Annotated in this window: 24 protein-coding genes; 6 read left to right on the plus strand and 18 right to left on the minus strand. The window is 44.2% G+C overall.

Annotated features, from left to right (window positions below):
• Positions 1 to 74: 74 nt before the first annotated feature.
• On the minus strand, positions 75 to 293 hold the full coding sequence (locus L1076_RS13840) for a Flp family type IVb pilin (RefSeq protein WP_104036619.1): 219 nt from the start codon (positions 291 to 293) through the stop codon (positions 75 to 77).
• A 476-nt stretch (positions 294 to 769) separates the two neighbouring features.
• On the opposite strand from L1076_RS13840, the gene L1076_RS13845 reads away from it, so the two are divergent.
• The gene (locus L1076_RS13845) at positions 770 to 1,660 is read left to right on the plus strand and encodes a LysR family transcriptional regulator (RefSeq protein ID WP_237303806.1); all 891 of its coding nucleotides are present in this window, start codon (positions 770 to 772) and stop codon (positions 1,658 to 1,660) included.
• A 186-nt stretch (positions 1,661 to 1,846) separates the two neighbouring features.
• On the opposite strand, the gene L1076_RS13850 is transcribed toward L1076_RS13845, so the two are convergent.
• The 8 genes from L1076_RS13850 to L1076_RS13885 form a co-directional block, all read right to left on the minus strand.
• Positions 1,847 to 2,896, minus strand: coding sequence for an alpha/beta hydrolase (locus tag L1076_RS13850; protein ID WP_045408964.1), 1,050 nt, complete (start codon positions 2,894 to 2,896; stop codon positions 1,847 to 1,849).
• Positions 2,897 to 3,258: 362 nt separating this feature from the next.
• A complete protein-coding gene (locus L1076_RS13855; protein ID WP_237303807.1) occupies positions 3,259 to 4,374 on the minus strand; it encodes a BspA family leucine-rich repeat surface protein in 1,116 nt (371 codons plus the stop codon).
• A 26-nt stretch (positions 4,375 to 4,400) separates the two neighbouring features.
• Positions 4,401 to 4,838, minus strand: coding sequence for a BspA family leucine-rich repeat surface protein (locus L1076_RS13860; protein WP_029388761.1), 438 nt, complete (start codon positions 4,836 to 4,838; stop codon positions 4,401 to 4,403).
• A gap of 329 nt (positions 4,839 to 5,167) precedes the next feature.
• The gene (locus L1076_RS13865) at positions 5,168 to 6,211 is read right to left on the minus strand and encodes a GMP reductase (protein WP_005534869.1); all 1,044 of its coding nucleotides are present in this window, start codon (positions 6,209 to 6,211) and stop codon (positions 5,168 to 5,170) included.
• Positions 6,212 to 6,664: 453 nt separating this feature from the next.
• Positions 6,665 to 8,200, minus strand: a complete 1,536-nt coding sequence (locus tag L1076_RS13870) for an NAD(P)H-hydrate dehydratase (RefSeq protein WP_237303808.1) — start codon at positions 8,198 to 8,200, stop codon at positions 6,665 to 6,667.
• 110 nt (positions 8,201 to 8,310) lie between these two features.
• Positions 8,311 to 8,751, minus strand: coding sequence for a PAS domain-containing protein (locus L1076_RS13875; protein ID WP_045407764.1), 441 nt, complete (start codon positions 8,749 to 8,751; stop codon positions 8,311 to 8,313).
• Positions 8,751 to 9,755 carry a response regulator gene (locus L1076_RS13880; protein ID WP_045407765.1) on the minus strand — a complete coding sequence of 335 codons (1,005 nt, stop codon included), beginning with the start codon at positions 9,753 to 9,755 and terminating at the stop codon, positions 8,751 to 8,753. The genes L1076_RS13875 and L1076_RS13880 overlap by 1 nt, the downstream gene beginning before the upstream one ends.
• A 319-nt stretch (positions 9,756 to 10,074) precedes the next feature.
• Positions 10,075 to 10,983: an aldo/keto reductase family oxidoreductase gene (locus L1076_RS13885; RefSeq protein ID WP_054755633.1), complete on the minus strand. Its 909-nt coding sequence runs from the start codon at positions 10,981 to 10,983 to the stop codon at positions 10,075 to 10,077.
• Positions 10,984 to 11,078: 95 nt separating this feature from the next.
• Here L1076_RS13885 and L1076_RS13890 point away from each other — a divergent pair, with 95 nt between their 5' ends.
• Positions 11,079 to 11,486, plus strand: coding sequence for a helix-turn-helix transcriptional regulator (locus tag L1076_RS13890; RefSeq protein ID WP_045407766.1), 408 nt, complete (start codon positions 11,079 to 11,081; stop codon positions 11,484 to 11,486).
• Here the strand turns inward: L1076_RS13890 and L1076_RS13895 are convergent.
• Positions 11,473 to 11,913: a hypothetical protein gene (locus tag L1076_RS13895; RefSeq protein WP_133152154.1), complete on the minus strand. Its 441-nt coding sequence runs from the start codon at positions 11,911 to 11,913 to the stop codon at positions 11,473 to 11,475. The genes L1076_RS13890 and L1076_RS13895 overlap by 14 nt on opposite strands.
• Positions 11,914 to 12,698: 785 nt before the next feature.
• On the opposite strand from L1076_RS13895, the gene clcA reads away from it, so the two are divergent.
• Both clcA and L1076_RS13905 read left to right on the plus strand, forming a co-directional pair.
• Positions 12,699 to 14,105: a H(+)/Cl(-) exchange transporter ClcA gene (gene clcA, locus L1076_RS13900; protein WP_038875343.1), complete on the plus strand. Its 1,407-nt coding sequence runs from the start codon at positions 12,699 to 12,701 to the stop codon at positions 14,103 to 14,105.
• Between the two features lie 311 nt (positions 14,106 to 14,416).
• Positions 14,417 to 15,364, plus strand: a complete 948-nt coding sequence (locus L1076_RS13905) for a TDT family transporter (RefSeq protein ID WP_237303809.1) — start codon at positions 14,417 to 14,419, stop codon at positions 15,362 to 15,364.
• A gap of 94 nt (positions 15,365 to 15,458) precedes the next feature.
• On the opposite strand, the gene L1076_RS13910 is transcribed toward L1076_RS13905, so the two are convergent.
• Positions 15,459 to 16,700 carry an NRAMP family divalent metal transporter gene (locus L1076_RS13910; protein WP_045407771.1) on the minus strand — a complete coding sequence of 414 codons (1,242 nt, stop codon included), beginning with the start codon at positions 16,698 to 16,700 and terminating at the stop codon, positions 15,459 to 15,461.
• A gap of 277 nt (positions 16,701 to 16,977) precedes the next feature.
• Positions 16,978 to 17,631 carry a GTP cyclohydrolase I FolE gene (gene folE, locus L1076_RS13915; RefSeq protein ID WP_038873098.1) on the minus strand — a complete coding sequence of 218 codons (654 nt, stop codon included), beginning with the start codon at positions 17,629 to 17,631 and terminating at the stop codon, positions 16,978 to 16,980.
• Between the two features lie 286 nt (positions 17,632 to 17,917).
• On the opposite strand from folE, the gene moeA reads away from it, so the two are divergent.
• Positions 17,918 to 19,153: a molybdopterin molybdotransferase MoeA gene (gene moeA / locus L1076_RS13920; protein WP_237303810.1), complete on the plus strand. Its 1,236-nt coding sequence runs from the start codon at positions 17,918 to 17,920 to the stop codon at positions 19,151 to 19,153.
• 9 nt (positions 19,154 to 19,162) lie between these two features.
• Positions 19,163 to 19,912: a molybdopterin-synthase adenylyltransferase MoeB gene (gene moeB, locus L1076_RS13925; protein WP_104034879.1), complete on the plus strand. Its 750-nt coding sequence runs from the start codon at positions 19,163 to 19,165 to the stop codon at positions 19,910 to 19,912.
• A 136-nt stretch (positions 19,913 to 20,048) separates the two neighbouring features.
• Here the strand turns inward: moeB and ribB are convergent, their stop codons facing one another.
• From ribB to L1076_RS13955, 6 genes are all read right to left on the minus strand, one after another.
• Positions 20,049 to 20,741, minus strand: a complete 693-nt coding sequence (gene ribB / locus L1076_RS13930; RefSeq protein WP_038875358.1) for a 3,4-dihydroxy-2-butanone-4-phosphate synthase — start codon at positions 20,739 to 20,741, stop codon at positions 20,049 to 20,051.
• Positions 20,742 to 20,763: 22 nt separating this feature from the next.
• Positions 20,764 to 21,465, minus strand: a complete 702-nt coding sequence (gene fre / locus L1076_RS13935; protein ID WP_038873089.1) for an NAD(P)H-flavin reductase — start codon at positions 21,463 to 21,465, stop codon at positions 20,764 to 20,766.
• A 5-nt stretch (positions 21,466 to 21,470) separates the two neighbouring features.
• Positions 21,471 to 22,604: a long-chain fatty acid--CoA ligase gene (locus tag L1076_RS13940; RefSeq protein ID WP_237303811.1), complete on the minus strand. Its 1,134-nt coding sequence runs from the start codon at positions 22,602 to 22,604 to the stop codon at positions 21,471 to 21,473.
• Between the two features lie 85 nt (positions 22,605 to 22,689).
• Positions 22,690 to 23,664, minus strand: a complete 975-nt coding sequence (locus L1076_RS13945) for an alkanal monooxygenase (RefSeq protein ID WP_038875363.1) — start codon at positions 23,662 to 23,664, stop codon at positions 22,690 to 22,692.
• Between the two features lie 26 nt (positions 23,665 to 23,690).
• On the minus strand, positions 23,691 to 24,758 hold the full coding sequence (locus tag L1076_RS13950; RefSeq protein ID WP_237303812.1) for an alkanal monooxygenase: 1,068 nt from the start codon (positions 24,756 to 24,758) through the stop codon (positions 23,691 to 23,693).
• Positions 24,759 to 24,793: 35 nt separating this feature from the next.
• A complete protein-coding gene (locus tag L1076_RS13955; protein WP_045407783.1) occupies positions 24,794 to 25,711 on the minus strand; it encodes an acyl transferase in 918 nt (305 codons plus the stop codon).
• Positions 25,712 to 25,725: the final 14 nt, after the last annotated feature.

The raw sequence follows: 25,725 nt of genomic DNA on the forward strand, positions 1-25,725 counted from the left end.
CCAATGAAAACCATAGGTCTGGCATAAATATCTATCGATATTATCTACATAAAACCAAAGGGTAATATGTTTAATTATGGCGTTGGTTTAGTACCAGCAGTTTTGATCGTATCAGCAATCGTATCAAACGCATTACCCAACTCCTTAATGAAGCCGTTATCACCTACCGCTACGCTAACTAGCACTGCCATTGCAACACCAATTAGACCATATTCAATCGCCGTTACACCACGCTCATCGTTTTTGAATTTCGACAAAAACAGGCCTGTTTTCACGTACAATTTAGTAATCATGTTTTGTTCCTATGAAGTGAATTTACAAATGCAGCCTCATATTAATTAATACTTCCATTCAACAGAAAATAGCCCTTATTGATAAAATCGATAGGCAATCGAAAAAACAACCAAACAAAAAGCAAAGGAAGCCGAACAAAAAACACACAAAACCATATTTTACAAATAGTTACATTAGTAAAGCTGAGAAGAATAACAAAAATCACTTAAATTAAAACAATGCAAATGATGAGAGTTAGATCATTTATAGAGTAATAAACTATCTACATGATAATTGATTCTATCAAAATGATAGATTTTTGTAATGAATCCTTATGCAAGATAGTAATATGGCAAGAATGAAAGCTGCACTCTTAAATAACTATGCTTTATAAAACGTGTTGAAATACGAGCATCATCACGCTATTGTGTTGCAAATATACAAATTACAATTCAAAAAACTAAAATTTGCTTGCTTTTAAAAGGTTGGTCGAATCATGAAACTGCATTTCGAAAATATTGTTTCGTTTGTAGCTGTAGTTGAAGAGGGTTCATTTAGTTCTGCTGCTCGTAAGCTTGGTAAATCCCAATCTACCGTTAGTACTGCTGTTCAAAATCTTGAATCAGACTTAGGCTTCAATTTATTTAATAGGCAGTATTCTAAAGTCTGGTTGAATGAAAAAGGGAAACGTCTATTTCATTTATCAGCCCCTGTTGTTTCAAAGTACCGCGAATTGATGACAACAGCTCAACAAATGAATATCTCGGAACAAATTGTTTACCGCGTTGGAATAGATCCATTGGTGTTCAATCAGGAAGTAAAAAACACACTGTTGGATTTCTCAGAAGCATTTCCTAATGTGGATCTGCTGGTTGTCACTAAACCAAGTTTTGTATTAGGAAATTACATTAACGAAGGAAAAATAGATCTTGCCTTAGGAAACCCGTACCACAAAACGGGAAACGACTTTAACATTGATGAATTGTTTCACGTCAATTGTTGGTGGGTAGCTCACGAAGACTTAACGCACATTGGTGGTAGTCCATCACAACGCGTTCTTTTAATGGATGGGTGCGAGGAGTTACTCAATTTATCAAACATCGCCGCCTATAATTTGTGGAGGCTTGATGATTTAGGGACCATCCTAGACCTATGTAAAGCCCAAAAAGGCATCGCATTTTTGCCGGAGTTTCTTATAGAGGGGAACATAAAAGAAAATAAGCTAAAGCTGATTAACGACCACCCCGATTTTTTTGGCAAAAGAGTCATTGCCTCCCTTTTCTGGCCGCTACATTCTGACTTTAGTTTGTTTAATCAGTGGATCAAAGGGGAGTTGCAAAGTAGCTTAAGAAACCAACAAACATTCGTTGCAGACCTGGCACAATAACGCTCCGTTGAGCTTTTAACGAAACTCACTTTCGAATAAAAAAGAGCCGCAAACTGCGGCTCTTAGTTTATTTAGTATTCAGGCAAAAACTTATTCTTTACTAAAGACGTTGCTTTCTTGCTATTGCACACGGATGAGCGAAGTACGTTTGACACGACTCAGTGCTTATCCCCTCCTCCCCAAAAGCTATAACAACGTTGTTGAGAAGAACTTATCAAGTTTAGTGACGGCTTGATCAACATACTTGTTTTGATCGTAGAGGTCGAAGTGTTGCGCCCCTTTAATCTCAAACAACTCAGCGTCAATACCAGCATCTTTACCACGTTTTACCGCCACTTCGCTAAAATACGCCGATAGCGCTTCAGTCCCAACGACAGCCAAGAAAGGAGTGTCGCCAAGTAACGCCATATTTTCTGATGGATTATAAGCGTAGCGTGTATCTAGAGACATAGCAGCGCGCATTGGCGAATAGTTCTCGGCACCGCCACCACGCTCAGGGTTACGATAGTAATCAGCAGCGCGAACCCAAAACTCATTCATGGATTTGGCTTTTTCTGCAGATGGAATGCCATCAACAAGCACGACCTCACCTGTTTCGTAATACTTTTGACGTGCCTCGCTCGCCATTTGGATCTGCTGACGATATTGCTCAACCGGATCGCCCGTAAGTTGGTCCATATACTGAGTTGCCCCCCCCATACCATAGTCAGTAAAGTCAACAAAGCCACTGACTGTTGCTACAGAGTCTAAACGGGTATCCTGCATTGCAACTTGTAAGCTGTAACCAGCACCAGAGCAAATGCCTAGCTCACCGATGCGCTGAGGGTCAACGCCTGGAAAATGACTCAAGAATGTAATGGCATTCTTAATATCTTCAACCTTCATTGGCGCATTTTCCATACCGCGAGGATAACCACCACTTTCACCGTAAGTACGATGGTCAAAAGCTAGGGTAATATAGCCTTTTTTTGCCATTTTCTCGGCGTAAATACCTGCGGTTTGCTCTTTAACACCACTGGCTGGCGTAATCACTACAAGCGCTGGATAGTTTTTGCTTTCGTCATAATTGGGTGGCAAGAACACATTGCCAGCAATACGAACATTCTCACTAAGAAAAGCAACTTTATTTTTGCCATCGTGATAGTCAGCACCCAAGAAGGTTTCCGCAGCAACAGATGTTGTTCCTAAAACGGCACTCGCAACTAACGAAAGGGGGATCAATTTAGTAGTTTTCATATCTTACTCCATAGATTTCTGAGGTTTGCAACGTTCCCCGCTGCAACAGATGTATGTTATGAAAACCATAAGTGTTGATATATAGCACTCAAATCAATTCACTATTGCCATTAAACAACAATTAAAGAGATACATTTATAGAAATAGTCGCAGATATCCATAAGTAAGGCATGACTTAATCGCTTGGAGAGATAGCTTAAAGCATGGTAATTCTGGCTAGCCATAGCCTGCCGCCGTTTTGTTATTCGACTTTTTTCGCTCTTGGTTGAACTAACCGGTATCCTCTCGCTAGCGTCACTTCTAAACAAAAAAGCCAGCGTTAAATCAACACTGGCTTTTGTTTAGTTAAACCGATGAAAGAATCAGTCTACAAAATACGGTAATTGCTCTTCGGTCAGAGCACTGCCTCTCGCAAATTCAGTATGCTTCGTTACCTTACTCACGTTCCAATTGGTTAGGTCTTGGCTGAATAAACTCGCATTAGCAAACATAGATGACATGTCAGTAACGTTAGCTGTGTTCCAATTTCCGATATCTTGATTAAACGTATATGTTCCAGTAAACATCCCCCTCATGTTGGTTACGCTTGATGTATCCCAGTCCCCTATACCTTGATTAAAGACCACTGCATAAAAAAACATATATTCCATGCTCGTCACCTTAGAGGTGTCCCAAGAGCCTATATTCTGGTCAAAATGGTCAGTAAATTCGAACATACGCCTCATTGACGTAACATTCGATGTATCCCAGTTTCCTATATCTTGATTAAATGCGAAAGCACGGTTAAACATTGAATCCATGTGTTTAACTTTCGATGTATTCCAGCGACCTATATCTTGATTGAACATAATAGCTTGTTCAAACATCCCCATCATACTGATTGCACTCGAAGTATCCCAGTAACCAATATTCTGATTAAACGCTCCAGCACGATTAAACATCCCCGACATATTGGTTACATTTGAGGTGTCCCAATGGCTTAAATTCTGGTCAAATACTTTAGCGTCTTGAAAAATATAACTCATATCCACCACACTCGAAGTATCCCAATAACCGATATCTTGATTAAACCCACTAGCCCCATCGAACATAAAGTGCATATCAGTTACCTTTGATGTATCCCAATAACCAATGTCTTGATTGAATAGTTTTGCATTTCTAAACATATAATGCATATTCGTCACATTTGACGTATCCCAATCACTAATATCAGCATTAAACGTTTCACGATCTTTAAATACAAAGCTCATGGACGTTACCTGAGTGGTACAAAATCGAATCTTTCCTTGCTCTAGGGTATCTAGCATCGTCTTATCTTTGATTAGAGCGTTATCCACTACTACATAGACTTGTCCGTTTTCAATCATCACGGAGTTAACGGCTTGGTCAGGGCATTTCACTGAGATATCAGCAGCAAATGCGGTTTGGCTAGCGAGCGCGGCGGCGCCTACTAGAAGTGAGGTTATGGTTCTTTTCATTGTATTTTCCTAGGGTTGAATAGACGTTATTGCGTAAAAATTGGAAGGTTATCTTCAGACAGGCCACTGCCTTTTGCGAACTCAGTATGACGAGAGACGCGCTTGACGTTCCAGAGGGTTAAGTCTTGGTCAAAGCGCTTGGCGCCGGAGAACATGCGATCCATGTTGGTAACACGGGAAGTGTCCCAGCGGCTGATGTCTTGATTGAAGTATTGGTCTTTAGCGAACAGGTCGCTCATGTCCGTCACATGGCTGGTGCAGAGTAGGATGTTGCCATCCAGAAAGTTTTGCCAGTAGTCTGAATTGCGGATTAGCGTGTCATTGACGACCACAAACAATTCGTCTTCTTGAACCATCACGGTTCCTGGTTTGTTTGATTCGCAAGTCACCGTTTCTGGTTCACTGGCAAAGGTTTGGCTACAACTTAGTAGCGCGCAGGCGGAAATAATCGAACGTAACTTCATGATTAAGATATCCGTGTCTTATAAAACGAATCTCGATCATATAAAAAGCACTTTTGTCAGTTTCACTAATAGCGGCTTTAAATTAACTAAATCAGTAAAAATGCATTCCTTTGCCCAATAAATACCTCACAGTAATAACAGAATTCATTATAAAGAGAGTTCTTTGTGAGATCTTCCGATAATAGTGTTGAATACAGTCAGTGTATTTTCTAAGTCTACTTAAGTAACGGCTATTTACCGTATCAGTCTTTTTGCATTTCGTTTTTTGAACAAAAAAAAGAGCCGCAAACTGCGGCTCTTAATTTATCTATTTCAATTTAAGCAAAAACTTATTCTTTACCGAATACGTTGTTTTCCTGCTCTTGTACGCGGATGAACGTAGTACGCTTGGTTAGCTCTTTAAGCTTTGCTGCACCGACGTAAGTACATGTTGAGCGAACACCGCCAAGGATGTCTTGGATAGTGCCGTGAACGCTGCCACGGAATGGTAGAAGTACAGTTTTACCTTCAGCGGCACGGTAGCCAGCAACACCACCAGAGTGCTTGTCCATCGCGCTCTTCGACGACATGCCATAGAATTTCATGAACTTCTTGCCGTCTTGTTCGATCACTTCACCGCCTGACTCTTCGTGACCTGCTAGCATACCGCCTAGCATTACGAAATCAGCGCCGCCGCCGAATGCTTTTGCAACGTCACCCGCGCATGAACAGCCACCATCACCAATGATCATGCCGCCAAGGCCGTGTGCAGCGTCACCACACTCGATGATTGCAGAAAGTTGAGGGTAACCAACACCTGTTTTAACACGTGTAGTACATACAGAACCTGGGCCAATACCCACTTTCACGATGTCTGCGCCCGCTAGGATTAGCTCTTCACACATATCGCCAGTCACTACGTTACCTGCAGAGATAACTTTGTCTGGGAATGCAGCACGTACACGTTGTACGTACTCGACTAGGTGCTCTGAGTAACCGTTCGCGATATCAATACAGATGAAGATAAACTCATCAGAGATCGCCATGATGTCTTTGGTTTTTTGGAAGTCTGCTTCAGACGTACCCGTAGAAACCATAACGTTGTTTAGTGTTGCTTTATCTGCTGTTTTCGCAAACTCAGCCCAGTCTTCTACTGTGTAGTGTTTGTGAACAGCAGTCATTACACCATGCTCTGCTAGCGCTTTCGCCATTGCGAAGCTACCAACCGAATCCATGTTCGCCGCAATTACAGGTACACCAGACCATTGACGGCCACTGTGCTTGAATGTAAAATCGCGGGTTAAATTTACTTGAGAACGGCTCTTAAGGGTTGAACGTTTCGGGCGAAACAGTACATCTTTGAAACCTAACTTAAGTTCTTGTTCGATACGCATTGTGTAATTCCTTGATTCATAAGTATATGTGTCATCTCAGAGTGCGTAGTGAAGTCGTTGGCAGACGAGTTCACTGTTCTTCGGACACAAAAAAACCGGAGCGTTGGCAGACGCTCCGGTTTTCAGCATTATAGGTCGTGATTTATTTCCTACAAGTCTGATATTTGAATTTTTTTTGTGATACCATCTTGGAAATCGCATATCAAAAACACCCCACCACTCTCCAAAATCATAACTTTGTTAACAATATCAAACAGTTAAAACCACCCTTCATTTAATCCTTTGCGCAAACCTTTGCGTTAAACAACGGGAATTTTACCGTTCAACCTCTCATAAACGGTCAAAATTACACCAAACGATACTTATTAGTCGGTTCGTACAAGAATAATTTTCTGATTTTTTTCACGTTTCACATCACTTTTCTGCCACTTTTTTGAGTGTATCAAGCACACACTAGCTCTCAGTGATGTTTATAGCGCATCGAAGTGATTCAATAACATCACTTGCTAATAACCCAATTTCGCCTTTTTGTTGAACATTAATGTCCGCAGCGTGACTATGGAGCATCACTCCCAAACGTGCAGCAACAGCAATAGGTAACCCTTTGGCAAGCAGTGCGGCAATAACACCGGATAACACATCCCCCATACCGCCACTGGCCATTCCCGGATTTCCGGCGAGACAAACGTACATTCTCACACCATCATAGATAAGCGTACCCGCCCCTTTAAGAACAACAACACCACCATAACGTTCATGAAGTTGTCTTGCGGCGGCAAAACGGTCTTGCTCTATGTCCTTTGTAGAGACATTAAGTAAACGTGCTGCCTCTCCGGGGTGTGGCGTCATAACGCGTTGCTCATCTCGTAAAACCACTACGTCGTTACGCTGATTCAGCATCGCGAGAATATTGAGTCCGTCTGCATCAACGACTTTCAGTTTGTGCTGCTGAGATAAGTATTGATAGGCTTGATGCGCCCATTCATCCTCACCGAAACCAGGACCGAAAGCCAAGACATCCGCCCAACGTGTCCGTTTAATCAGTTCGTTATCTGCCTCTTTTAACTCATCAAAAGTAATAGCCTGACTCATGACTTCTGGCACACCAACTTGCAGTGGCAACAATGAGCTTGGATGTGTGACAGAGGCGGTTAACCCAGCCCCTGTCCTTACCGCGGCGGAGGCACATAAACGAATAGCACCGGACATCCCTTGATTGCCGCCTATACATAAGAGCTTGCCATTATTCCCTTTGTGGGCTGTGGCTTTTCTTTTTGGTAGTAGCCTTTTGATGGTTTGATGGTCAATGCCCAACGCACTTTCTTCTTCAATCGACTCAAACTCGACGTTTACACCCAAGCCAGAAAAATGCAACTCACCAACGTAGTCTCTCGCCTGCCCTGTGCATAAGCCTTGCTTCACACCAATAAAGGTCACCGTATGATCCGCTTGTATGGCATCTCCGAGCACGGAACCTGTGTCTGCATTTAACCCCGAAGGAATATCGATTGAGATGACTGGACAATGAATTTGATTAACTTGATCAATGTAGCGACGATATTCATGCCTTACTTCACTAGAGAGCCCTGTACCAAGCATGGCATCGATGATCACATCCGCCTCTAAAAGTGCAGTATGCCAATCATCCCAAGAACTATTCTCGCCATCCACAGATTGCCAATCTTCGAATGCTCGCAGCGCATCTCCTTTCAATGATGTGGTGTCCCCTAGCTGGAAGACTCGGACGTTGAGCTGCGCCTGTTTTGCGAGAGTAGCAAACACATACCCATCCCCACCGTTGTTCCCTTTTCCGCAAACCACCAGCACAGTTCGAGCCTTTGGATAAAGGTGGAGAAATCGCTCGTAAACCGCCATACCAGCACGCTGCATCAAACTGTACATCGAGACTCCAGCCATTTGAGCTGCGATCACTTCTCCATTTCTGACTTGCTCTGCGGTATAGAGCTTGAGGGCGGGATTAAAATCCATAACGATATTCTACGATTCAAAAGACACGATTTAAGTATACGAAAAAGCCGAGGCGAACCTCGGCTTTTGCTGTGTTTATTTTCTCAAGCTTTATTTTTGCTGTTGCGACATCAAGTTTGCTGCTGAGACATCAAGGCTTCTGCGGTCGCATCTTGAATCGACAGGAACAACGAATTGATTTTCCCTGTTGGGGTACGCATTGGATTTAGCGTCACGTTTTGGTACATAAACTCGGCCTGTTGAGTGACAGGACGAACATTGCGACATCGGAACAAATACGGACGCTGACGCCAAGTAATAAAACTGCGACAACCCAAATCGTAGACAGGTTTCGTCTTAAGCTTAAACCACTCTTGTGGGATTTCAGGGAAAATATCGAAGATAGAGCGGCCAATCGCCTCGTGTGATTGTAAACCACTGTGATGAGTCATAAACCCGTTCCACACTTGCACGTTATATTCTTTATCTATAACGACCAAGCCCATATCGACATTCTGCACCATGTCGACCATCCAATGGAATTGTTCAAATTCTGCAGGTAGATTCAGCATTAGAAGTCCTCCATCAAGTACGACAGTTTGTTATCCAGCAACGGTAATGATTCATCCACGAACATAAACAGAAGATCACAACGAATTGAAGTGCCTTCGATGTTGTAGCTCACTTCAAAGGTCATGGTACGACTGAACGCGCCCGTAGTTGATTCGATAATAGAGTCAATCGAGATATGCTGGCCGAGCAAAACTGGAGGACTTTGGAAAAATCGGACTTCAGATTGCTCGCCTAAACCATTCAAGAAAGAACCAACCAGAATGTTGGAGATATCCATCAGCAGCTCGAGCTCTTCCAACTCTTCACTGTCTGCTGGCACCTTCATCAGTTTCTTAAGATCAGAAACACTGGAGTCACTCAAGAGTACGAGTGCTTCACCCGCGATCCCTTCACCACAAAAACCTTGGCACACACCAGAGACGTTGTCTTGTGATGCCAAATCACGTAAAGCCATGTGAAGCTCGCTGACTTCGAAGATGTTTACGTTCGGTAATGGAAGTTGAACAAACACATCGAAATGACGTGCTAGGGCATCCGCTGCCCGGCCAATAGAAACGTTCGCTACTTCCATATAAATATCGCGGCGACGTAAAATCGGCAGCTCAAGCGTGGTAGGTGTGATCACCTGAGGGCGTTGATCGGGTTCGACAAGCTCTCTTAACGTCGCTTTAAGCTCATCTTTTCCAATTGGCTTTTGAATAAACGCTTTAGCACCAAGTGCGAATACACGCTCTTTCGCTTTTGGTTGGATATCACCAGACACAACGACGACGGGCGTTTGGATGCCAAGGCGCTTCATATTTTCTAATGTTTCAAATCCATCCATCTCTGGCATGGTCAAATCTAGAAACATCAGTTTGAATTCTTTTTGCGCGAGTTCTTCAAGCGCGTTTTTACCGTGAATGGCAAATGTCACGTCTGCATTTAATGTTGCTGGCAGTGATCTTGCCATCTGTTTGCGTGCTAACGCTGAATCATCACAGATGAGTACAGGAAAAGACATTCAACCACCTTTAAATATTCAACAATCTGCGCAGGAGTCTATCAGATTGTTCGTGCGATACAGACAAAGAGTTGTCGTTTTTTGTTTACTGGGTAAGCATACGCAATATGAATAGATGAGTGAACCTGAGAAAGCAACTATTCCTAAATTCACGGCACATTTAGTGACATAAAACATGAGTGATTAAAACTTCTACAGCCCTTGATACGCAAAGGGTTGCGCTACCTAGAGCAAAACCACTCAAACCGAAAAGGAAAAAGGCACCCTATGTTAGAGTGCCCTGCCAATAGTTCATTTGTATCGCTTTGAAGTGTGCTTTCTATGGCACACCGTGACCTTTTGATGCAACCCAAACTCGGTACCATTGCTCACGAGTCAATTCAATGTCGAGCGCATTCACCGCTGCTTGTACACGCTCAATCTTACCTGAGCCAATGATTGGCATCGGTTTTGATGGTAAGCGACGAATCCAAGCGTAGATCACTTCGTCGATGCTATTTGCACCGACTTCTTCACGAATGGCTTCCAGCTCGTTACGAATACGAACGGCTTGTTCGCTATCGCCGGTAAAGATAGCGCCACCGCCTAAGCATGACCAAGCCATTGGACGAGTACGAAGTGCTTGCATTTGGTCGAGTGTGCCATCGTGAGCAACCTCGAAGTTAAGCGGGTTAATTTCCACTTGGTTAGTCACAAGAGGCTTACCTAAACGCGATTGCAATAGTTCGAATTGACGAGGTGAAAAGTTAGACACACCAAAGTGCTTCACTTTACCGACTTTATGTAGCTCAGTGAATGCTTCTGCGACTTCGTCTGCATCCATCAATACGTCGGGACGGTGAATCAACAGGACATCAATTTCATCCACTTTTAGTCGCTCAAGCGAATTATTCACCGATTGATAAATGTGCGCCGCACTTGTGTCGTAGTGGTTGATCTTACGCTCTGGCGTTTTGTCACCACACAAGTTGATATCACACTTAGTGACGATTTGAATTTGCTGACGAACACTTTTTTCTAATGCTAGAGCTTCGCCAAACAACGCTTCACATTCGTAATTACCATAGATATCTGCGTGATCGACGGTGGTAATACCTAACTCAATATGTTGCTTTAGGAATGACAGACGCTCTTGAGCCGTCATGCCCCAATCTACTGCACGCCAATATCCTTGAACCAGTTCAGAAAACTCTGGACCGTTTGGTGCAGTCACTACTTTTGCAACCATGGGTTTTCTCCTTTTCTTAATCTGCTTTCATCCTAGTCTTGTTTTACCGTGGGCTCAACGGGTAAACTTTCGCAATTCGAACTGGAGTACGAATTATGTCTTTTGCCCAACGATTAGCGACTTTAATTGGCGAAGAGAGCATCAGTGGTTTTGCTCGACGTGTCGATGTTTCTGAGGCGATGATTCGGAAATATCTGAAAGGCAGTGAACCAAGTTTAAGCAAAGCCAACCAAATCGCGATACGTGCAAACTGCTCTTTAGAATGGTTAGCGACAGGTTGCGGTTATCTCTATCGCCAAGCAGAAGTAGTAGATATTGCCGCTTACAAGCTGGCGTTCCAACATGTCATGAATGGAACGATCTCTCAGGTTGAAGAAGCACAACATCGCAAACTGATTGCGGGTTATCAGTACTTACGCGCACACAAAAAGTCAGATGGTTTTCTTGACGAATCGGCTATGGCGACGTTTCTTGCCCTACATAATGAATCTAAAGGCGAGTGATGGTTAACTCTAGCATCTCACCATCACTCGTTAAATTAGCCTTAACTTTTGGCAACGATGCTTCAAATTCTTGAGCCCGTAGCCAATCGAGTGTTCTAGGTGCGTCTTGAGGATATTGATTCATAAGTAATACGACGTCCCTATCTACCGATTCAGGCGATTGCTGTTGCAGTGCTTCACGTACATCATAATGCTCGTCCCCTATATCAAGCGCACTTACCACAAAACCGTCTTTTCTCAAATTCAGAATAAGATCACTCAACGTTTGCGCGTCATATGCCGCTAAAAACGATAAAGTCATGCTCTGATTTCTTAAGGTTAGCTCACCATAAAGCGCTATATTGTAATAATAAAACTCATCTAAACACATGACCGTCATTTGATTGAAGGCATCACATTCATACCATTCACCACCTTGCTTTATCACTTCTCTTACCTCTGTCAACGGCTTATCGGACAACAATGCCTGCCACCAAAAGCCGTTCGCAAATGAAACATGAGTGTAGAAAAAAACAATGAGTGAAAAGCAAGTGACAGCAGATAAGGAAAGACGCGACATGATTGAGTTTTCTGTTCTTCAGTGAGATTGAGACTCGAAGATCATTACGGTTTGAAAGAAAAATGACAAGGTCAGAGGTCGAAGTTTGGCAACAAAAAAGCGGGCCTTCTAGCCCGCATCAATCTTGTATAAAGCCTGAATAGCGTAATCCCTCACGCTGAGAACCATTACAAAATACAAGATATCACAACCCTTACACTAATCAACATCCCATACTGTATTTTAGACAATACAGAAATTTAGTAGCAGGCATTAAAAAGGCGCACTTTTGCGTGCGCCTCTGCCTCGTGACTCAATCGTGAGTATGCGAATCGGGAAGTCTATTGATGCATCCCGAACAAATAACGAGGAATTTCTGTAGGGTTTGAATCCATCCAAATTGTGTGTAAAACCTCACATCCCTCCTTCTGAAGCAGTCATGTTGCTTTACACTTAAAGCATGGTTCATTTTGCTCAGAAAACAAGGCGACCCAATAAAAAAATGTCGTCATATATGGGATCAATAGCACAATATTTATCAATATTTGGACAAAGGAGACTTGAACCGCTCAATAGTGGAAAGCTAAATTGCATCTTTATTGATTAGGTCTAGACTCTCGTCAGCGTATAATTTCTTTCGTCCCTTCCAACTTTATTTTCAGGAGAATCTGTTAATGACCAAACGCGAGAGAATTGTTAAATCTGTGTTAGCGCACGTACCGAAAGATGCGATTAACCAGTTTGTCTCTCGAGGGTCAACGCCAACATCATTCTCCGTTCTCGTTATGGCTGCAGTCGTTGGCACGTTAGCCGGCCTTGTTGGTACTTATTTTGAAATCGCCGTTCACTTTGTATCAGAGACTCGTACCGAGTGGCTTAAAAGTGAAATTGGCAGCGTGTTACCACTTTGGCTTGCCGCTATTTTGATCAGTGCAACGCTCGCTTTCATTGGTTATTACCTTGTACACCGCTTTGCCCCAGAAGCCTCCGGTTCAGGCATCCCTGAGATTGAAGGCGCGATGGACAATATTCGCCCCGTGCGTTGGTGGCGAGTCATTCCCGTAAAATTCTTTGGCGGCATGGGTGCTTTAGGCTCAGGTATGGTGTTAGGCCGCGAAGGTCCTACCGTGCAGATGGGCGGTGCGGTTGGCCGTATGGTCACTGACATTTTCAGAATTAAGGATGACGATACTCGACACTCGCTTTTAGCATCCGGAGCGGCAGGTGGCTTGGCCGCAGCGTTCAACGCACCGTTGGCTGGTATTATGTTTGTGGTTGAGGAAATGCGTCCTCAATTTCGCTACTCATTAATTTCTATTCGTGCAGTGATCATCTCTGCGATCATGGCGAACATTGTCTTCCGGGCGATTAATGGCCAAGAAGCGGTGATTACCATGCCGCAGTATCAATCACCAGAGCTGCAATCATTATGGTTGTTCTTATTACTGGGGTCGCTCTTTGGCGTGTTCGGAGTGGTCTTCAATAAACTGATCACCATTGCACAAGACAGCTTTGTTGCACTTCACAAGAATGACCGTAAACGCTACTTAATCACGGGGACCATCCTCGGCGGCGTATTTGGCTTATTACTGCTTTACGTACCTCAATTAACCGGGGGCGGTATTGGGTTAATCCCTGATATCACGAATGGCAACTACTCTATCTCTATTTTAGTGATGTTGTTTGTTGGCCGTGTCATCACCACCCTACTTTGTTTTGGTTCTGGCGCGCCTGGTGGCATCTTCGCACCGATGTTGGCTTTAGGTACTTTATTCGGCTATGCGTTTGGGGCAAGTGCAGATATGTTGTTGCCGTCTCTCACTATCGAGCCGGGGGTGTTTGCTATTGCTGGTATGGGTGCGTTGTTTGCAGCAACTGTACGTGCGCCAATCACTGGTATCTTGCTCGTTATCGAGATGACTAATAACTACTATTTGATCCTACCTCTCATTATTACAAGCTTAGGTGCCGTAATTGTGGCTCAATTACTTGGCGGACAACCAATTTACAGCCAGTTACTACATCGTACGCTTAAAAATGACAAGTTACGCCAACAGGACCTACCAGAAAATCAGGGCTAACGTTACATCCCCAATTGACGGCAAGGTGCTTGGGTATAAAGGCTCCAAATAATCTTTCATATAGAAGATTCATTTGGAGTCAGTAATTTTGCGTTTTTGCAACTCTCGAACTCATTTCGCTACCAAACTCACAAAACTCCCATTCGTTGATATTTACCCAGCACATTTAAGGGTATCGATGCGTGAAACTTGATACTATCTTCGAACAGAAATAGAGCAATTCATCCAAATATCGGATAGTCCTAGGACAACATCCATTCACTGGATTCAGACAATATCAATTCGGAGTAGATTTGAACTGGAAAAGACTTGTGCAGTTTTACAGTGTTCCGCCCTCACAAGCGGCATTAGCACTGGGCATGATCGGACTTGGCCAAGCTTGGGCGCTCTATGTACCAGATATCGGTGAACCTATACGCCCTTTCCTCGCTGCACTAGGCGCGCTTCTTCTCACTCCGGTTCTATTGAAATACGCAACCAGCCCACGTTTGTTTCTGGCAGACATCAAGCATCCTCTTAGCGGCAGTTTGATGGCGCCAATGAGCATGGCATTGTTGATGCTGTGCGACTATCTCGCTGCCGTCGAACCGATTATTGCTTACCCACTGTGGTTCATGGCCGTTGCGTTGCATTTTACCATGATGGTAATGTTCTTCGGTTTTCAGATAATGAACTTCAAAATGTCGAATATCGTCCCGAGTTGGTTCTTATATCCGGTGGGGTTGATCAGTTCTTCACTTGCTGGGTCTCAGTTTGGTCACAATGTCTTTTCTGAAACCTTGGCAATGATGTGCATTGGCATTTACTTCTTTATGCTGCCATTAGTGTTGTATCGCCTTGTTTTCTTTGGCTCTCTCCCCCGTAGAGCACGTCCAACCCTTGCGATCATGGCCGCACCAGTCAACTTATCTCTTGCGGCTTATTTGGTTAACTTCGGAAGTCCAGACCCTATCCTAACTGGTGCATTGGCTGGCATCGCTATTACGATGACATTGTTGATTTACTTGTGTTACTTCCGTTTACTGCGTCTTAAATTCCAACCGTCCATTGCGGCCGTGACCTTCCCTTCCGTTATTAGTGCTATTGCGATGCATCGTCTTACCACTTTTTTTGCTGAGTCTCATCCCCATTGGCATTGGTTGCACGATTTTGGATTCCTAGAGTTAAGCATTGCCACTGTGCTTGTCGTTTGGGTTTCTGCTGGTTATGTAAAAATGTACTGGCCAGAACTGGTAAGAACGCCTTCAAAACAGACATAAAAAAACGACCTCATTGCGATGTCGTTTTCTTTTGTTCTTAGCAAGCTCATATCCCGATAAACATTACTCGATGCATATTGGCCGATGCATTGAGTTAGCCTATAAACTTGGCCATAAAGTTACTGATATTGGTCATGCTTGATGCCGCCATCACTACGACAATTGCAACGCCCGTCAACGTTAAGTAGGCTGGGTGTTTGTAATCACCTACGATGTCTTTTCTGCGTGTCGCCACCAGCACTATACCCAATACGATTGGCAGGATAATACTGTTAACAAGGCCAGCCAGCATTAGCAGCAGAATCGGCATGTTCATCGTCACAGTGCCAAGCGATGTGATGATAATGAAACCGACACACCACGCTTTCTCGTTGCGAGCCACAACTGGGAAGAGTGTTTTGATAAGGGAAATCGCCATGTACGAGTTACCCACAACTGAGGTAATCGAAGCAACAAACAACACCAAACCAAAAATAAAGTAACCGACCTCTCCCGCGCCTTGACGAAACGCGTCTGCGGCTGGGTTTGCAGAATCCAAAGTCGCGCCTGTTGCAATCACACCGAACACCGCCATAAACAATAGGATGCGAATCACCACGGCAATTGAAATACCGGCCCATGCTGCCGTTTTGATAGCGGGTACGTTCTCTCTACCTTGCAAGCCGATATCCACCAAACGCTGTGCGCCTGTGTAATAACCACCGACTGCGCCACCAACGATAGTTAGCGTCGGTAATAGCAGGCTGCCAACATCAGTAGGCATTACTGCTGCGCTCAAGGTTTCCCCCATTGGCGGTAAACTGGTCATCGCAACATAGGCAATCAAGATGATCATAAACAAGCCTAGGTAGCGTGCCATTTGGTCCATTCGTTTTGAGGCATTGTGTACCACGAACAATAGACAGCCAACTATGCCAGTAAACAACGCTCCCCACGTCGTATCTACACCCGTCAATACATTAATACCGAGCGCAGAGCCGCTAACATTACCGAAGTTAAATGCAACCGCGCCAAGTGCCAGCAGAATACCCACCACATAGCCCATCCCCGGAGCGACTTTGTTGGCAATGTCTTGAATGCGCATACCAGACACACCCACAATGCGCCACAAGTTCATCACAATACCAAAAGTGATAAACATGGATGCAAACACAGGGAATGCCATGTCGATTTTGTAGATATTGGTGAAGACCGCTGTTTGGGTTAAAAAGCCAGGTCCCACAGACGTGGTCGCCATTAAAAACGCGACACTAAGAATTGCTTTCTTTTGCCAACTGTTCTCCGATGCTTGAATAGAAGCTGGAGCAGTCGAGTTGATGGTGGTTTGTGTGGTCATGCCAAATCTCAATTTTGTTGCCTTTCTATTATTAGAAAACAGAAAGACAACTGACCGAGATCAGCTGAGCTTGAAGAATCAAATTGGGCAGAACGAAAAGAGAAGTGAAGCCTTCGCAACCGTTTGCTGGGCGCGGATATTAAGTCTATCGCATGTGACTGTCAACACAGAAATCGATAAATGATTTTTGTCGTATTCATTCTCAAATCATTATTCATTTCAGAAAGATACAAAAAAGGATGGCGTTTGCCATCCTCTTAGAATAGTGCTTGGTTACTTAGCGTAAACCGTGCAGAAATTCGGCACGCGTTGCTGGGTTACTTTTGAAGATGCCACCCAATGCTGTTGTTGTCGTTTCGCTGGTTGCATCCATCACACCACGAGATTTCACACAGTAGTGTGTTGCGTCGATCGTCACTGCCACATCATCGGACTCAAGCAACGTTTGAAGTGCAACAAGAATCTGCTGTGTCATACGCTCTTGTACTTGTGGACGCTGGGCAAAGAAGCGAACGATACGGTTGATCTTTGATAAGCCAATGATCTTGCCACGTGGAATGTAAGCCACAGCAGCCTTGCCATCAATGGTCACAAGGTGGTGTTCACACGTGCTAGTCACAGTGATGTCTTTCACGCGAACCATTTCGCTCACGTTCATCTTGTTTTCAATCACTGTAATTTTAGGGAAATTGGTGTAATCCAAACCTGAGAAGATCTCATCCACGTACATCTTCGCAATGCGATGCGGGGTTTCTTCCAGGCTATCGTCAGTAAGGTCAAGTTGAAGCAGACCTAAGATCTCACGCATGTGGTGTTCGATCTTCTCTTTCTTCTCTTCACGACTTACGTTGTTTGGACGCATTGGCGTTTCCAAACCGCGTTGCTCTAGCGCTTCTTTTACTAACTTCGCTGACTCGCTAAGACCTGACATTCCACTTCCTCTTTTGTTACTTCCGCTTTCATACAAACCCAATCAAAATTGCATTCATATTTTTCGCTTTGAGCTGCTCAGTTCGTGTCTTTACACTAAGGCACATCAAATGAAGTTACTGAGCTGATTTTATTGACCTCCACAAGGATTTTACCCCTTTTGGATGGCTGACAAGGATACTCGGATTTTTGAATAATTACACCCATATTTTATAGGTGGACATTCTTACTCAGTCCCCTTTTTATGGTAAAGTTGCCACAAAACAAAAGAACACAGGATTTTCTCAATGGGCTGCTGCGACGCACCTGGCTTGATGCCAATTGAAGACGCGATGGACAAAATGCTATCGCGAATCAAACCTATCCAAACAACGCTTTCTCTTCAACTTGCTGAAGCACTCGGTTTTGTACTGGCAGAAGACATCTTGTCACCTATTCACGTACCGCCATTCGATAACTCAGCAATGGATGGCTACGCTATTCGCATTCAAGATCTTGAGTCGTCTTCCGTATTGCCTCTGGCAGGTAAATCATTTGCAGGACAACCTTTTGAAGGTGAATGGCCTCAAGGTACCTGTGTTCGCATCATGACTGGCGCAAAAATCCCACAGGGTTGTGATGCCGTTATCATGCAAGAAAACACAGAAGTAACGGATGCTGGCATTCAGTTCAACCAAACTGACGTGAAGCCGAAAAACAACATCCGCCCAACAGGTGACGACATCAAACAAGGCGACATCGTACTGGCAAAAGGTGCACGTTTGACACCTCGCGATATTCCGATGATTGCGTCTCTTGGTGTTAGCCACGTGACAGTAGTACGTAAGCCAAAAGTTGCTTTCTTCTCTACTGGTGATGAGCTTAAACCACTGGGCGAACCATTAGACGAAGGCCAAATCTACGACAGTAACCGTTACGGTATTAAACCGCTTATTGAGAACTTCGGTTGTGAAGCCGTAGATCTTGGCATCATTCCTGATTGCCCAGAGACTCTAAAAGCGACCTTTGAACAAGCGCAAACGTTGGCTGATGTCGTTGTGACCTCTGGTGGTGTTAGCGTCGGCGAAGCGGATTACACCAAAGACATTCTTGAAGAGCTTGGTGAAATTGGCTTCTGGAAGCTAGCAATCAAGCCGGGTAAACCTTTCGCATTTGGTAAGCTAAGTACAGCTTGGTTCTGTGGACTGCCTGGTAACCCGGTTTCTGCCGTGCTAACTATGTACGTACTTGTTCAACCAATGCTGGCAAAACTTGCAGGCCATACAGAATGGAAAGCACCCGAATCTATTCCAGCAACAACCAAAACCGCCTTTAAGAAAGCGCCAGGTCGTACCGATTACCAACGTGGTATCTACACATTGGAAGATGGCAAGTTTGTGGTTGAAACAACCGGCAACCAAAGCTCTGGCGCATTCCGCTCAATGAGCCTAGCCAACTGTTTTGTTGTGTTGGAACGTGAACGCGGCCGAGTTGAAGTGGGCGAAACGGTTCAGATTCAACTTTTCAACTCAACCCTTTACTAGGAAGACGTTGTGGATATTCTTTCCGATCAGGAAATGCTGCGTTACAACCGCCAAATCATTCTTCGTCAGTTTGATTTTGATGGACAAGAAGCACTCAAACAATCATCAGTATTGATGCTTGGTGCTGGGGGTTTAGGTTGTGCATCAAGCCAATATTTGGCGACTGCTGGTGTCGGTAAAATCACGCTGATTGATGATGATATCGTCGAGTTGTCTAACCTTCAGCGCCAAGTGCTACACCACGATGCAGATATTGGTCGTAAGAAGGTAGACTCAGCGGCCGATGCACTACGTGAGCTTAACCCGCACATTATCGTAGATACCATCGCAAAACGTCTTGATGATAAAGCGTTAGAGAGCCTGATTAAGCAACACACTATTGTTGTCGATGCATCAGATAACGTCGATACGCGCAATCAACTTAACCGCCTATGTTTTGCGACCAAAACATCGCTAATTTCAGGCGCGGCCATTCGTATGGAAGGCCAAGTGAGTGTGTTTACTTACGATGACCCTGCGCAACCATGTTACCAGTGCTTAAGTGCCCTCTTCGGCAGCGGTGCGTTAAGTTGTGTCGAAGCCGGAGTCATGGCTCCTGTTGTGGGTATTGTTGGCGCCGTTCAAGCGATGGAGGCGATCAAAGTGATTGCTGATTACGGCCAACCAAAGAAAGGCAAAATTCTGATTTTGGACGCGCTCAGCATGTCTTGGCGAGAAATGAACCTAATGAAAATGCCAAGCTGCCCTGTATGTAGCTAAACCATTCAATGCAACATTGATTAGCCCGCTCATTGCGGGTTAATTTTTATCGCCCTAAAACGAAAAAGCCGCCCGAGGAAGGGCGGAAAAGTCAGCGTAGGCACTGAACAAAAGGAGCGTTAAGGATTAAATTTGACTACGTTAAGCTCACCTCATTCATTGGGCTGCTTTCATATTCATTTCGTAGATCTATCCCCGTCCGATATTCAACAATGTCTTCTATTGTCAAAACTGGCATCTCATGACGTTTTGCAAAAGCAATGGTTTCAGGAAGCTTTGCCATAGTGCCGTCTGAGTTGGTCAGTTCGCATAGCACACCGGATGGAACAAGGTTAGCAAGATACATTAAGTCAATCGTCCCTTCCGTATGGCCTCGACGAGTCAATACACCATTGGTTTTGGCAACCAAAGGAAACACGTGCCCAGGCCTTGCAAGATCATCTGGTTGAGCGTCAAAGTAGATCGCTGTTTTTACCGTTGTCACACGGTCTTTTGCTGATACACCGGTTGTCACACCTTGTTTCGCCTCAATAGACACCGTAAAAGCTGTTTGGTTTTTACTTCGGTTATCTTCGACCATAGGAGGCAATTCCAACCAGTTCGCTCGTTCTTGAGTTAAGCACAGACACACAATACCACTGCACTCTCTTATCATTAACGCCATTTGTTGATCAGTAAGGTGCTGCGCTGAAAAAATGAGGTCACCTTCGTTTTCTCGGTTCTCATCATCCATTAATAAAACACCGTTTCCATTTTTCAATGCCTCAATCGCCCTTTCGACTCTTTGCAGCGGATTACCAAACTCTTCTAAAAGTGATGTAGAACTCATGATTTCTTCTCCTTGAAACTTGTTATAAGTAAGCGAATGCGTCAGCGTATAGTTGGTCGAGTTCCGCGCCTCTTTCCTTACAAAACCAATTTCGAGCGACTTCCACCATCTTCCCAGGACCACATAAGTAGATATCGAACTCAGATAGATTGCGAAAATCATTCATCACGCAATCGAGCACTTGTCCATGCTTTGCATATTGAGGTGAATTTGAAACTTCAGTAATAGGGACATAGCTGACATTTTTGTTTTCTAGCGCAATATCAACGAGCTCATCATGCACGTAGAGATTGTCCATGTCCTTTGCTCCCCAATAGACATAGATCGGTTGGGTAAACCCGCGCTGCAGACTGTTTCTTAAAATGCTCAGCGTGTATGACATGCCCGTCCCACCAGCCACAAGTAACAGTGGTTTTACACTTTGGCTTCGCAGCCAAGCTTCGCCTCTTGCTTCACTCACTTCTAACTTTTTACCGCTGAACCAAGCATTAGTCAGCTCTTCCATCACGAGAATATTTTTATTGCGCAGTTCTGAGCCTCCAATATGAAGTTCCAGAAACCCACCTTCAGACGGGCAAGAGGCGATAGAAAACGGCAGGCTGCCGAAGCTTAAGCTGACGTTAATGTATTGGCCTGCTTTAAAATCAAAAGGTTGGTCCGGTTTTAAAACCACACGGAAGATACAGCTAGTCAGTGGTTCTATCTTTTCTATCGTACATAACATGGCATTTATTCCTTCACGTCCTTCACTGTAATGGCTTGAGACAGGCTAAGTGCACATCCCTTTAGCCCTCTAGTATTAACTCGTCTGACGATCTCAACCGTTGTGCCAGGCCTGTCACCCTGCTCTTCTCTTACAATTCCGATATCATCAGTGACCAAAAAACAAGGGTAGCTCACCGCTGATGCATCCATATAACTCATTAGGCCCGGCTCTCCATTAGGCACGGGTTTGAGCGTAATAGGGTTCAACGCTCTAGCGAACACCCAAGGAGGCACTCTCTTTTTATGTTCGTTGTCTTCAAAAAAGCAGGTATTTAGCTCCACTTGGTTGAAGGTATCTCGGATCTGCTGCGTGCTATCTAAGCCAAAAGTGTCTAGCAGAAGCTGATTAAAAGCCTCTCGGTCGAGTGATTGGTCTTGGTGCTTCTTCCAGCCCCCACCGGTAATAATATAGAGCTCACTGCCACCATTGAAATCCTGCCCTTGTTCACGCATGAAGTGGCAAAGCAAGTAGATAAAATAAGGAGGACCAATAAGACAGATTGTCTTACCCTTTTCTTTAATCCGCGCCATATTTGCTAACGTGGCTTCGAAATCGATTTCATCTTCGTTCACCGTAAAAGCCGTCGGATAGAGCAGCTCCACCAAACTCATCACGTATTTAAACCAAATATTATTGGCGTTAAAACGGTCAGGGCCTAAGTTGACCAGTTCCATTTGATGATCGAACCAGTCACCGACATAGTTCATACCGAAATTGACCGAACCAAGCAGGCGCTCTATGCTCAGTCGGTCTCTAGCAACCACACTTTTTATTCCACTGGTACCACTGCTTGTGAATCGATTTTCAACGTCAGTGTCATCAATCGTAAGCAACGTTCTTAGTTTAAAAATTGAAGTTGGGAAAACGGGAATATCATTAAGGTCAGAGATATCGCTTGTCACGCCTAATGATTGACAAAATTGGCGATATTCCTCGTTATTCTGGTAATGATGTCGGTACGCCTCTGTGACGAGGCGAGCAGTCAATTGCTTTTGTTGCTGCAAAGACCACTGCTGCGGTGTACCCATAAAAATCAAGTCATCGATTTCTGTGCTTGCCGCGATATTTTCCTGCTTGACCGCTGAAAGTACGTCCATATAAATGCCTATATAAATAAGCGCGATTGCGCATAGAGATGGAGAAAGGGGCGTCAATGTAGCCCCTTTATGCGTTGGTATGAGCTTAAGCGTGGTATTTCACAATATTGGCATTCACAACATCGATGACCGCTCTTTGCTGCGTCTTATCTGCGATTGACTCAAATGACATCAATACATCAGAAGCACCACAGCATTCGATTGCGATACGTGCTGCTTGTGTACTTTCTTCATAAGTACCAATTGCATTTTCAGACAACAATTCGGACATTTTTGTGGAGAAGTCACTATTTGGGTAAGATTCGCGAACATACTCTGCTAAGTACTCATGCGTTTCTGCTCTTGCTTTGTCACCATCAGGATTCTGGTTGACTAAAAGAGTCAGCTTATGACGTACGCTCGCAATATCCACACCGTGTTCGTTTGCAATATCGTTGTAAAGCATCGCGTATTCTTGGCGTAGTGCATTGGAGTCATCCCACTTAAACACAAGAGCGAGACCTCGCTTCGCTGCCCATTCGACCACTTCTTTACTTGTGGCATTCACAAACTGAGCGGGACCGCCTTCGGTATAAGCATGTGGATTTACAGAAATTTTTGGAAAACTGAAAAAATCGTTGTCTGGGTGGCAATAACCCGTTGAAAAAGCATCATTGATGATTTCATAACATGCTTCAAACACCTTAAATTGCGCATCGGTCGGACGATTGAAGAAACGCATATCAGTACTTTTTTCGCAATCACTAAATCCAAAAACAAAGCGCCCTTCACTCATTTGATCAAGCAAGCAAGCCTCTTCGGCAACGCGGACAGGATGATGAGTGGTGATGACATGATTCAAAGAAGCGACTTTGAGATGTTGAGTCATACCAAGTAAAAAACCCGCAACCGTCAACGGTGCCCCAACGGCTCCATAGTTCGAAAAATGATTTTCATACACAGCAACAGTATCAAAGCTAAGTTGGTCAGCGTAATGAGCGGTATCTAACATCTCTTCAATGACTTGGTCTGAAGAGCGTTTTGAGTTCAAAAAATTGAGGAAGAATAATCCAAATTTCATGTCCCTTTCCTTATCGAAAATAATTATTACTGTTTCTCTTTGAGGTATGGCATCACATCAGATTGAAAGAGCTTCATAGATGCGATGATTTCTTCTTCTGAACCGTTAGCTTCAAAGCCGCAGCAAATGTTGTTGATGCCCGTAGCATCAATATCCTGCTGGATAATTGCGATGCATTCTTCAGGCGTGCCTACTGGATTGATTTCGTAGCTGTAATCAATACGACGATTCGTGTCTTTATGACCTTTCAAAACAAAATCGCGCCATTGGCCTTTGTTAAAGTCGTACCCTTTGGTCTGATTGGAGTCGTCAAAAATGGTAGTGGCATTCACGTAAGAGTCATACCAATGGCCAAGGAAGTTTCGGCAAATGTCTTTGGCTTTCTCTGAGTCATGATCAACCGAAGTAATGTAAGACAGGCAGTGGTCAATTTTGGTAACGTCGTAGCCATGCTCCGCCGCGATTTCATTGTAAAGATCGAGCTGGGCTTTCTTTTCATGCGTGTTGATGATCCAACTTAAAATCATCGGTAGACCGCGTTGTGCTGCCCACTCCGTTGTCGATGCTGACTCTGCTACCACATAAACTGGAGCTCCGCCTTTAGTATGTGCTGCTGGATTCAGTTGGACTCTGGGAAACTTGATATGCTCGTTGTCTGCCGCCATGTAACCTTCGTTAAAACCTTCCTTCATCAAGTCATACCAACAATCCATCAACGCACGGCTGTTATCCATGTCAGTACCAAATACACGAAAGTCTTTATCATACAACCCGCGACAAATACCAAAGCGGAATCGCCCTTTCGACATTTGATCAAGCAAGTTCACGTCTTCAGCTTGTCGAACAGGATGTGCCGTTGGTAATACAATCGCAGCGGTACCAACATTAAGGCTTTGAGTCGCACCAAGTAAGTGCGCGGCAGCCACATATGGGTTACCTAATAACCCGAACTCGGTAAAATGATGTTCTAGTAGCCAAACGGTATCGAAACCACAACCTTCAGAGGCTTTGCCAAGATTAACCAATCGCTTCATCACTTCTGTCTGATCTAACTCAGGTGGTTGGTAAGTGAGAAGGAAATTTCCAAATTTCATAACGTTTCCTTATTTATTGGTGTTACGGGTAAGCGTTAAGCCATTTCTGGCGAGCGACTTTCGATTTCTGCTTTTAGACGGCGCTCATTGACCGTCGCGATGGTGAGCTGCTCGAAGTCAGGCTCGACAAAATCAACATCGATTTCTAAACGACCGCTATCCATCGCGATCGCGGCTTTCGTCACGGATTGATAAAAGTTGCGGAGGACGACTAAGTTCTCACCTAAGTCGTGGGAGCTCCCAAGCAGGGAGTACAGTTTGCAATTGCCACTACTGATCTTTCCGAGCATACCGTACACTTCCTCTTGCTCTACCCAATCATCGTTGTTGGCAGTAAAAGCAATTAACGGAACGGACGTATTGGCCACCTTGGCAAGCGTAGATTCCAATGTATCCCAATGATGTTCAAAACAATCTCGAACAAACACTTCAGAGCCAAGCTTGTGCCCTTCGAAATCAAGATCGTTTGGCAGCTCATCGATAGGTAAGCTGAGATAATCAAACCCAAGTGCTTTTTCCAGCGTGTCACGCAGATTGACGACACCAACAGCAGTAATGAGGAAAGACAGTTCAAGATCAGCAATGACCTCATACGCCACACGAGCTGACAAACTTGCCGCAATGAGGCCGATGTTCGACGTGCCCTTTTGTTGCAGCCAGTGATAGACCGTGCATAAACTGTTTTTTCCGGTGGTCATCGTAAACTCATCGATGGTACCTGAACTCAAACCCACATGGTGAAGTGAGTCATAACGGAAAACATGGAACCCATTTTCAGACAAGTATTCAGCGAGACCTGCGAAATGATCCATTCTTCTGGCAAACCCAGAAGCAATAAGAATGGTATTATTTTTTTGGGGCACACTTTCATTCGGTAGTGTTTCCCAGACATGAATTTCCTGACCATTATTCACGCTCAGCACGTGAGAAATAGTCTTGCATTGGTTTTTCATTATAAATTTCCTTA

The sequence above is a fragment of the Vibrio sp. MMG023 genome (genome assembly GCF_021654215.1).
GTDB classification, from domain to species: domain Bacteria; phylum Pseudomonadota; class Gammaproteobacteria; order Enterobacterales; family Vibrionaceae; genus Vibrio; species Vibrio jasicida.

What these genes read in the sequence shown, in the direction of transcription:
- L1076_RS13955 (WP_045407783.1), bottom strand. Translation starts at nt 25,711, where the DNA reads ATGAAAAACCAATGCAAGACTATTTCTCACGTGCTGAGCGTGAATAAT.
- L1076_RS13870 (WP_237303808.1), bottom strand. Translation starts at nt 8,200, where the DNA reads ATGGATTTTAATCCCGCCCTCAAGCTCTATACCGCAGAGCAAGTCAGA.
- L1076_RS13850 (WP_045408964.1), bottom strand. Translation starts at nt 2,896, where the DNA reads ATGAAAACTACTAAATTGATCCCCCTTTCGTTAGTTGCGAGTGCCGTT.
- L1076_RS13860 (WP_029388761.1), bottom strand. Translation starts at nt 4,838, where the DNA reads ATGAAGTTACGTTCGATTATTTCCGCCTGCGCGCTACTAAGTTGTAGC.
- fre (WP_038873089.1), bottom strand. Translation starts at nt 21,465, where the DNA reads ATGTTATGTACGATAGAAAAGATAGAACCACTGACTAGCTGTATCTTC.
- L1076_RS13875 (WP_045407764.1), bottom strand. Translation starts at nt 8,751, where the DNA reads ATGCTGAATCTACCTGCAGAATTTGAACAATTCCATTGGATGGTCGAC.
- L1076_RS13910 (WP_045407771.1), bottom strand. Translation starts at nt 16,700, where the DNA reads ATGACCACACAAACCACCATCAACTCGACTGCTCCAGCTTCTATTCAA.
- L1076_RS13840 (WP_104036619.1), bottom strand. Translation starts at nt 293, where the DNA reads ATGATTACTAAATTGTACGTGAAAACAGGCCTGTTTTTGTCGAAATTC.
- clcA (WP_038875343.1), top strand. Translation starts at nt 12,699, where the DNA reads ATGACCAAACGCGAGAGAATTGTTAAATCTGTGTTAGCGCACGTACCG.
- L1076_RS13950 (WP_237303812.1), bottom strand. Translation starts at nt 24,758, where the DNA reads ATGAAATTTGGAAATTTCCTTCTCACTTACCAACCACCTGAGTTAGAT.
- L1076_RS13885 (WP_054755633.1), bottom strand. Translation starts at nt 10,983, where the DNA reads ATGGTTGCAAAAGTAGTGACTGCACCAAACGGTCCAGAGTTTTCTGAA.
- L1076_RS13945 (WP_038875363.1), bottom strand. Translation starts at nt 23,664, where the DNA reads ATGAAATTTGGATTATTCTTCCTCAATTTTTTGAACTCAAAACGCTCT.
- L1076_RS13940 (WP_237303811.1), bottom strand. Translation starts at nt 22,604, where the DNA reads ATGGACGTACTTTCAGCGGTCAAGCAGGAAAATATCGCGGCAAGCACA.
- folE (WP_038873098.1), bottom strand. Translation starts at nt 17,631, where the DNA reads ATGTCAGGTCTTAGCGAGTCAGCGAAGTTAGTAAAAGAAGCGCTAGAG.
- ribB (WP_038875358.1), bottom strand. Translation starts at nt 20,741, where the DNA reads ATGAGTTCTACATCACTTTTAGAAGAGTTTGGTAATCCGCTGCAAAGA.
- L1076_RS13855 (WP_237303807.1), bottom strand. Translation starts at nt 4,374, where the DNA reads ATGAAAAGAACCATAACCTCACTTCTAGTAGGCGCCGCCGCGCTCGCT.
- moeA (WP_237303810.1), top strand. Translation starts at nt 17,918, where the DNA reads ATGGGCTGCTGCGACGCACCTGGCTTGATGCCAATTGAAGACGCGATG.
- L1076_RS13845 (WP_237303806.1), top strand. Translation starts at nt 770, where the DNA reads ATGAAACTGCATTTCGAAAATATTGTTTCGTTTGTAGCTGTAGTTGAA.
- L1076_RS13865 (WP_005534869.1), bottom strand. Translation starts at nt 6,211, where the DNA reads ATGCGTATCGAACAAGAACTTAAGTTAGGTTTCAAAGATGTACTGTTT.
- L1076_RS13890 (WP_045407766.1), top strand. Translation starts at nt 11,079, where the DNA reads ATGTCTTTTGCCCAACGATTAGCGACTTTAATTGGCGAAGAGAGCATC.
- L1076_RS13880 (WP_045407765.1), bottom strand. Translation starts at nt 9,755, where the DNA reads ATGTCTTTTCCTGTACTCATCTGTGATGATTCAGCGTTAGCACGCAAA.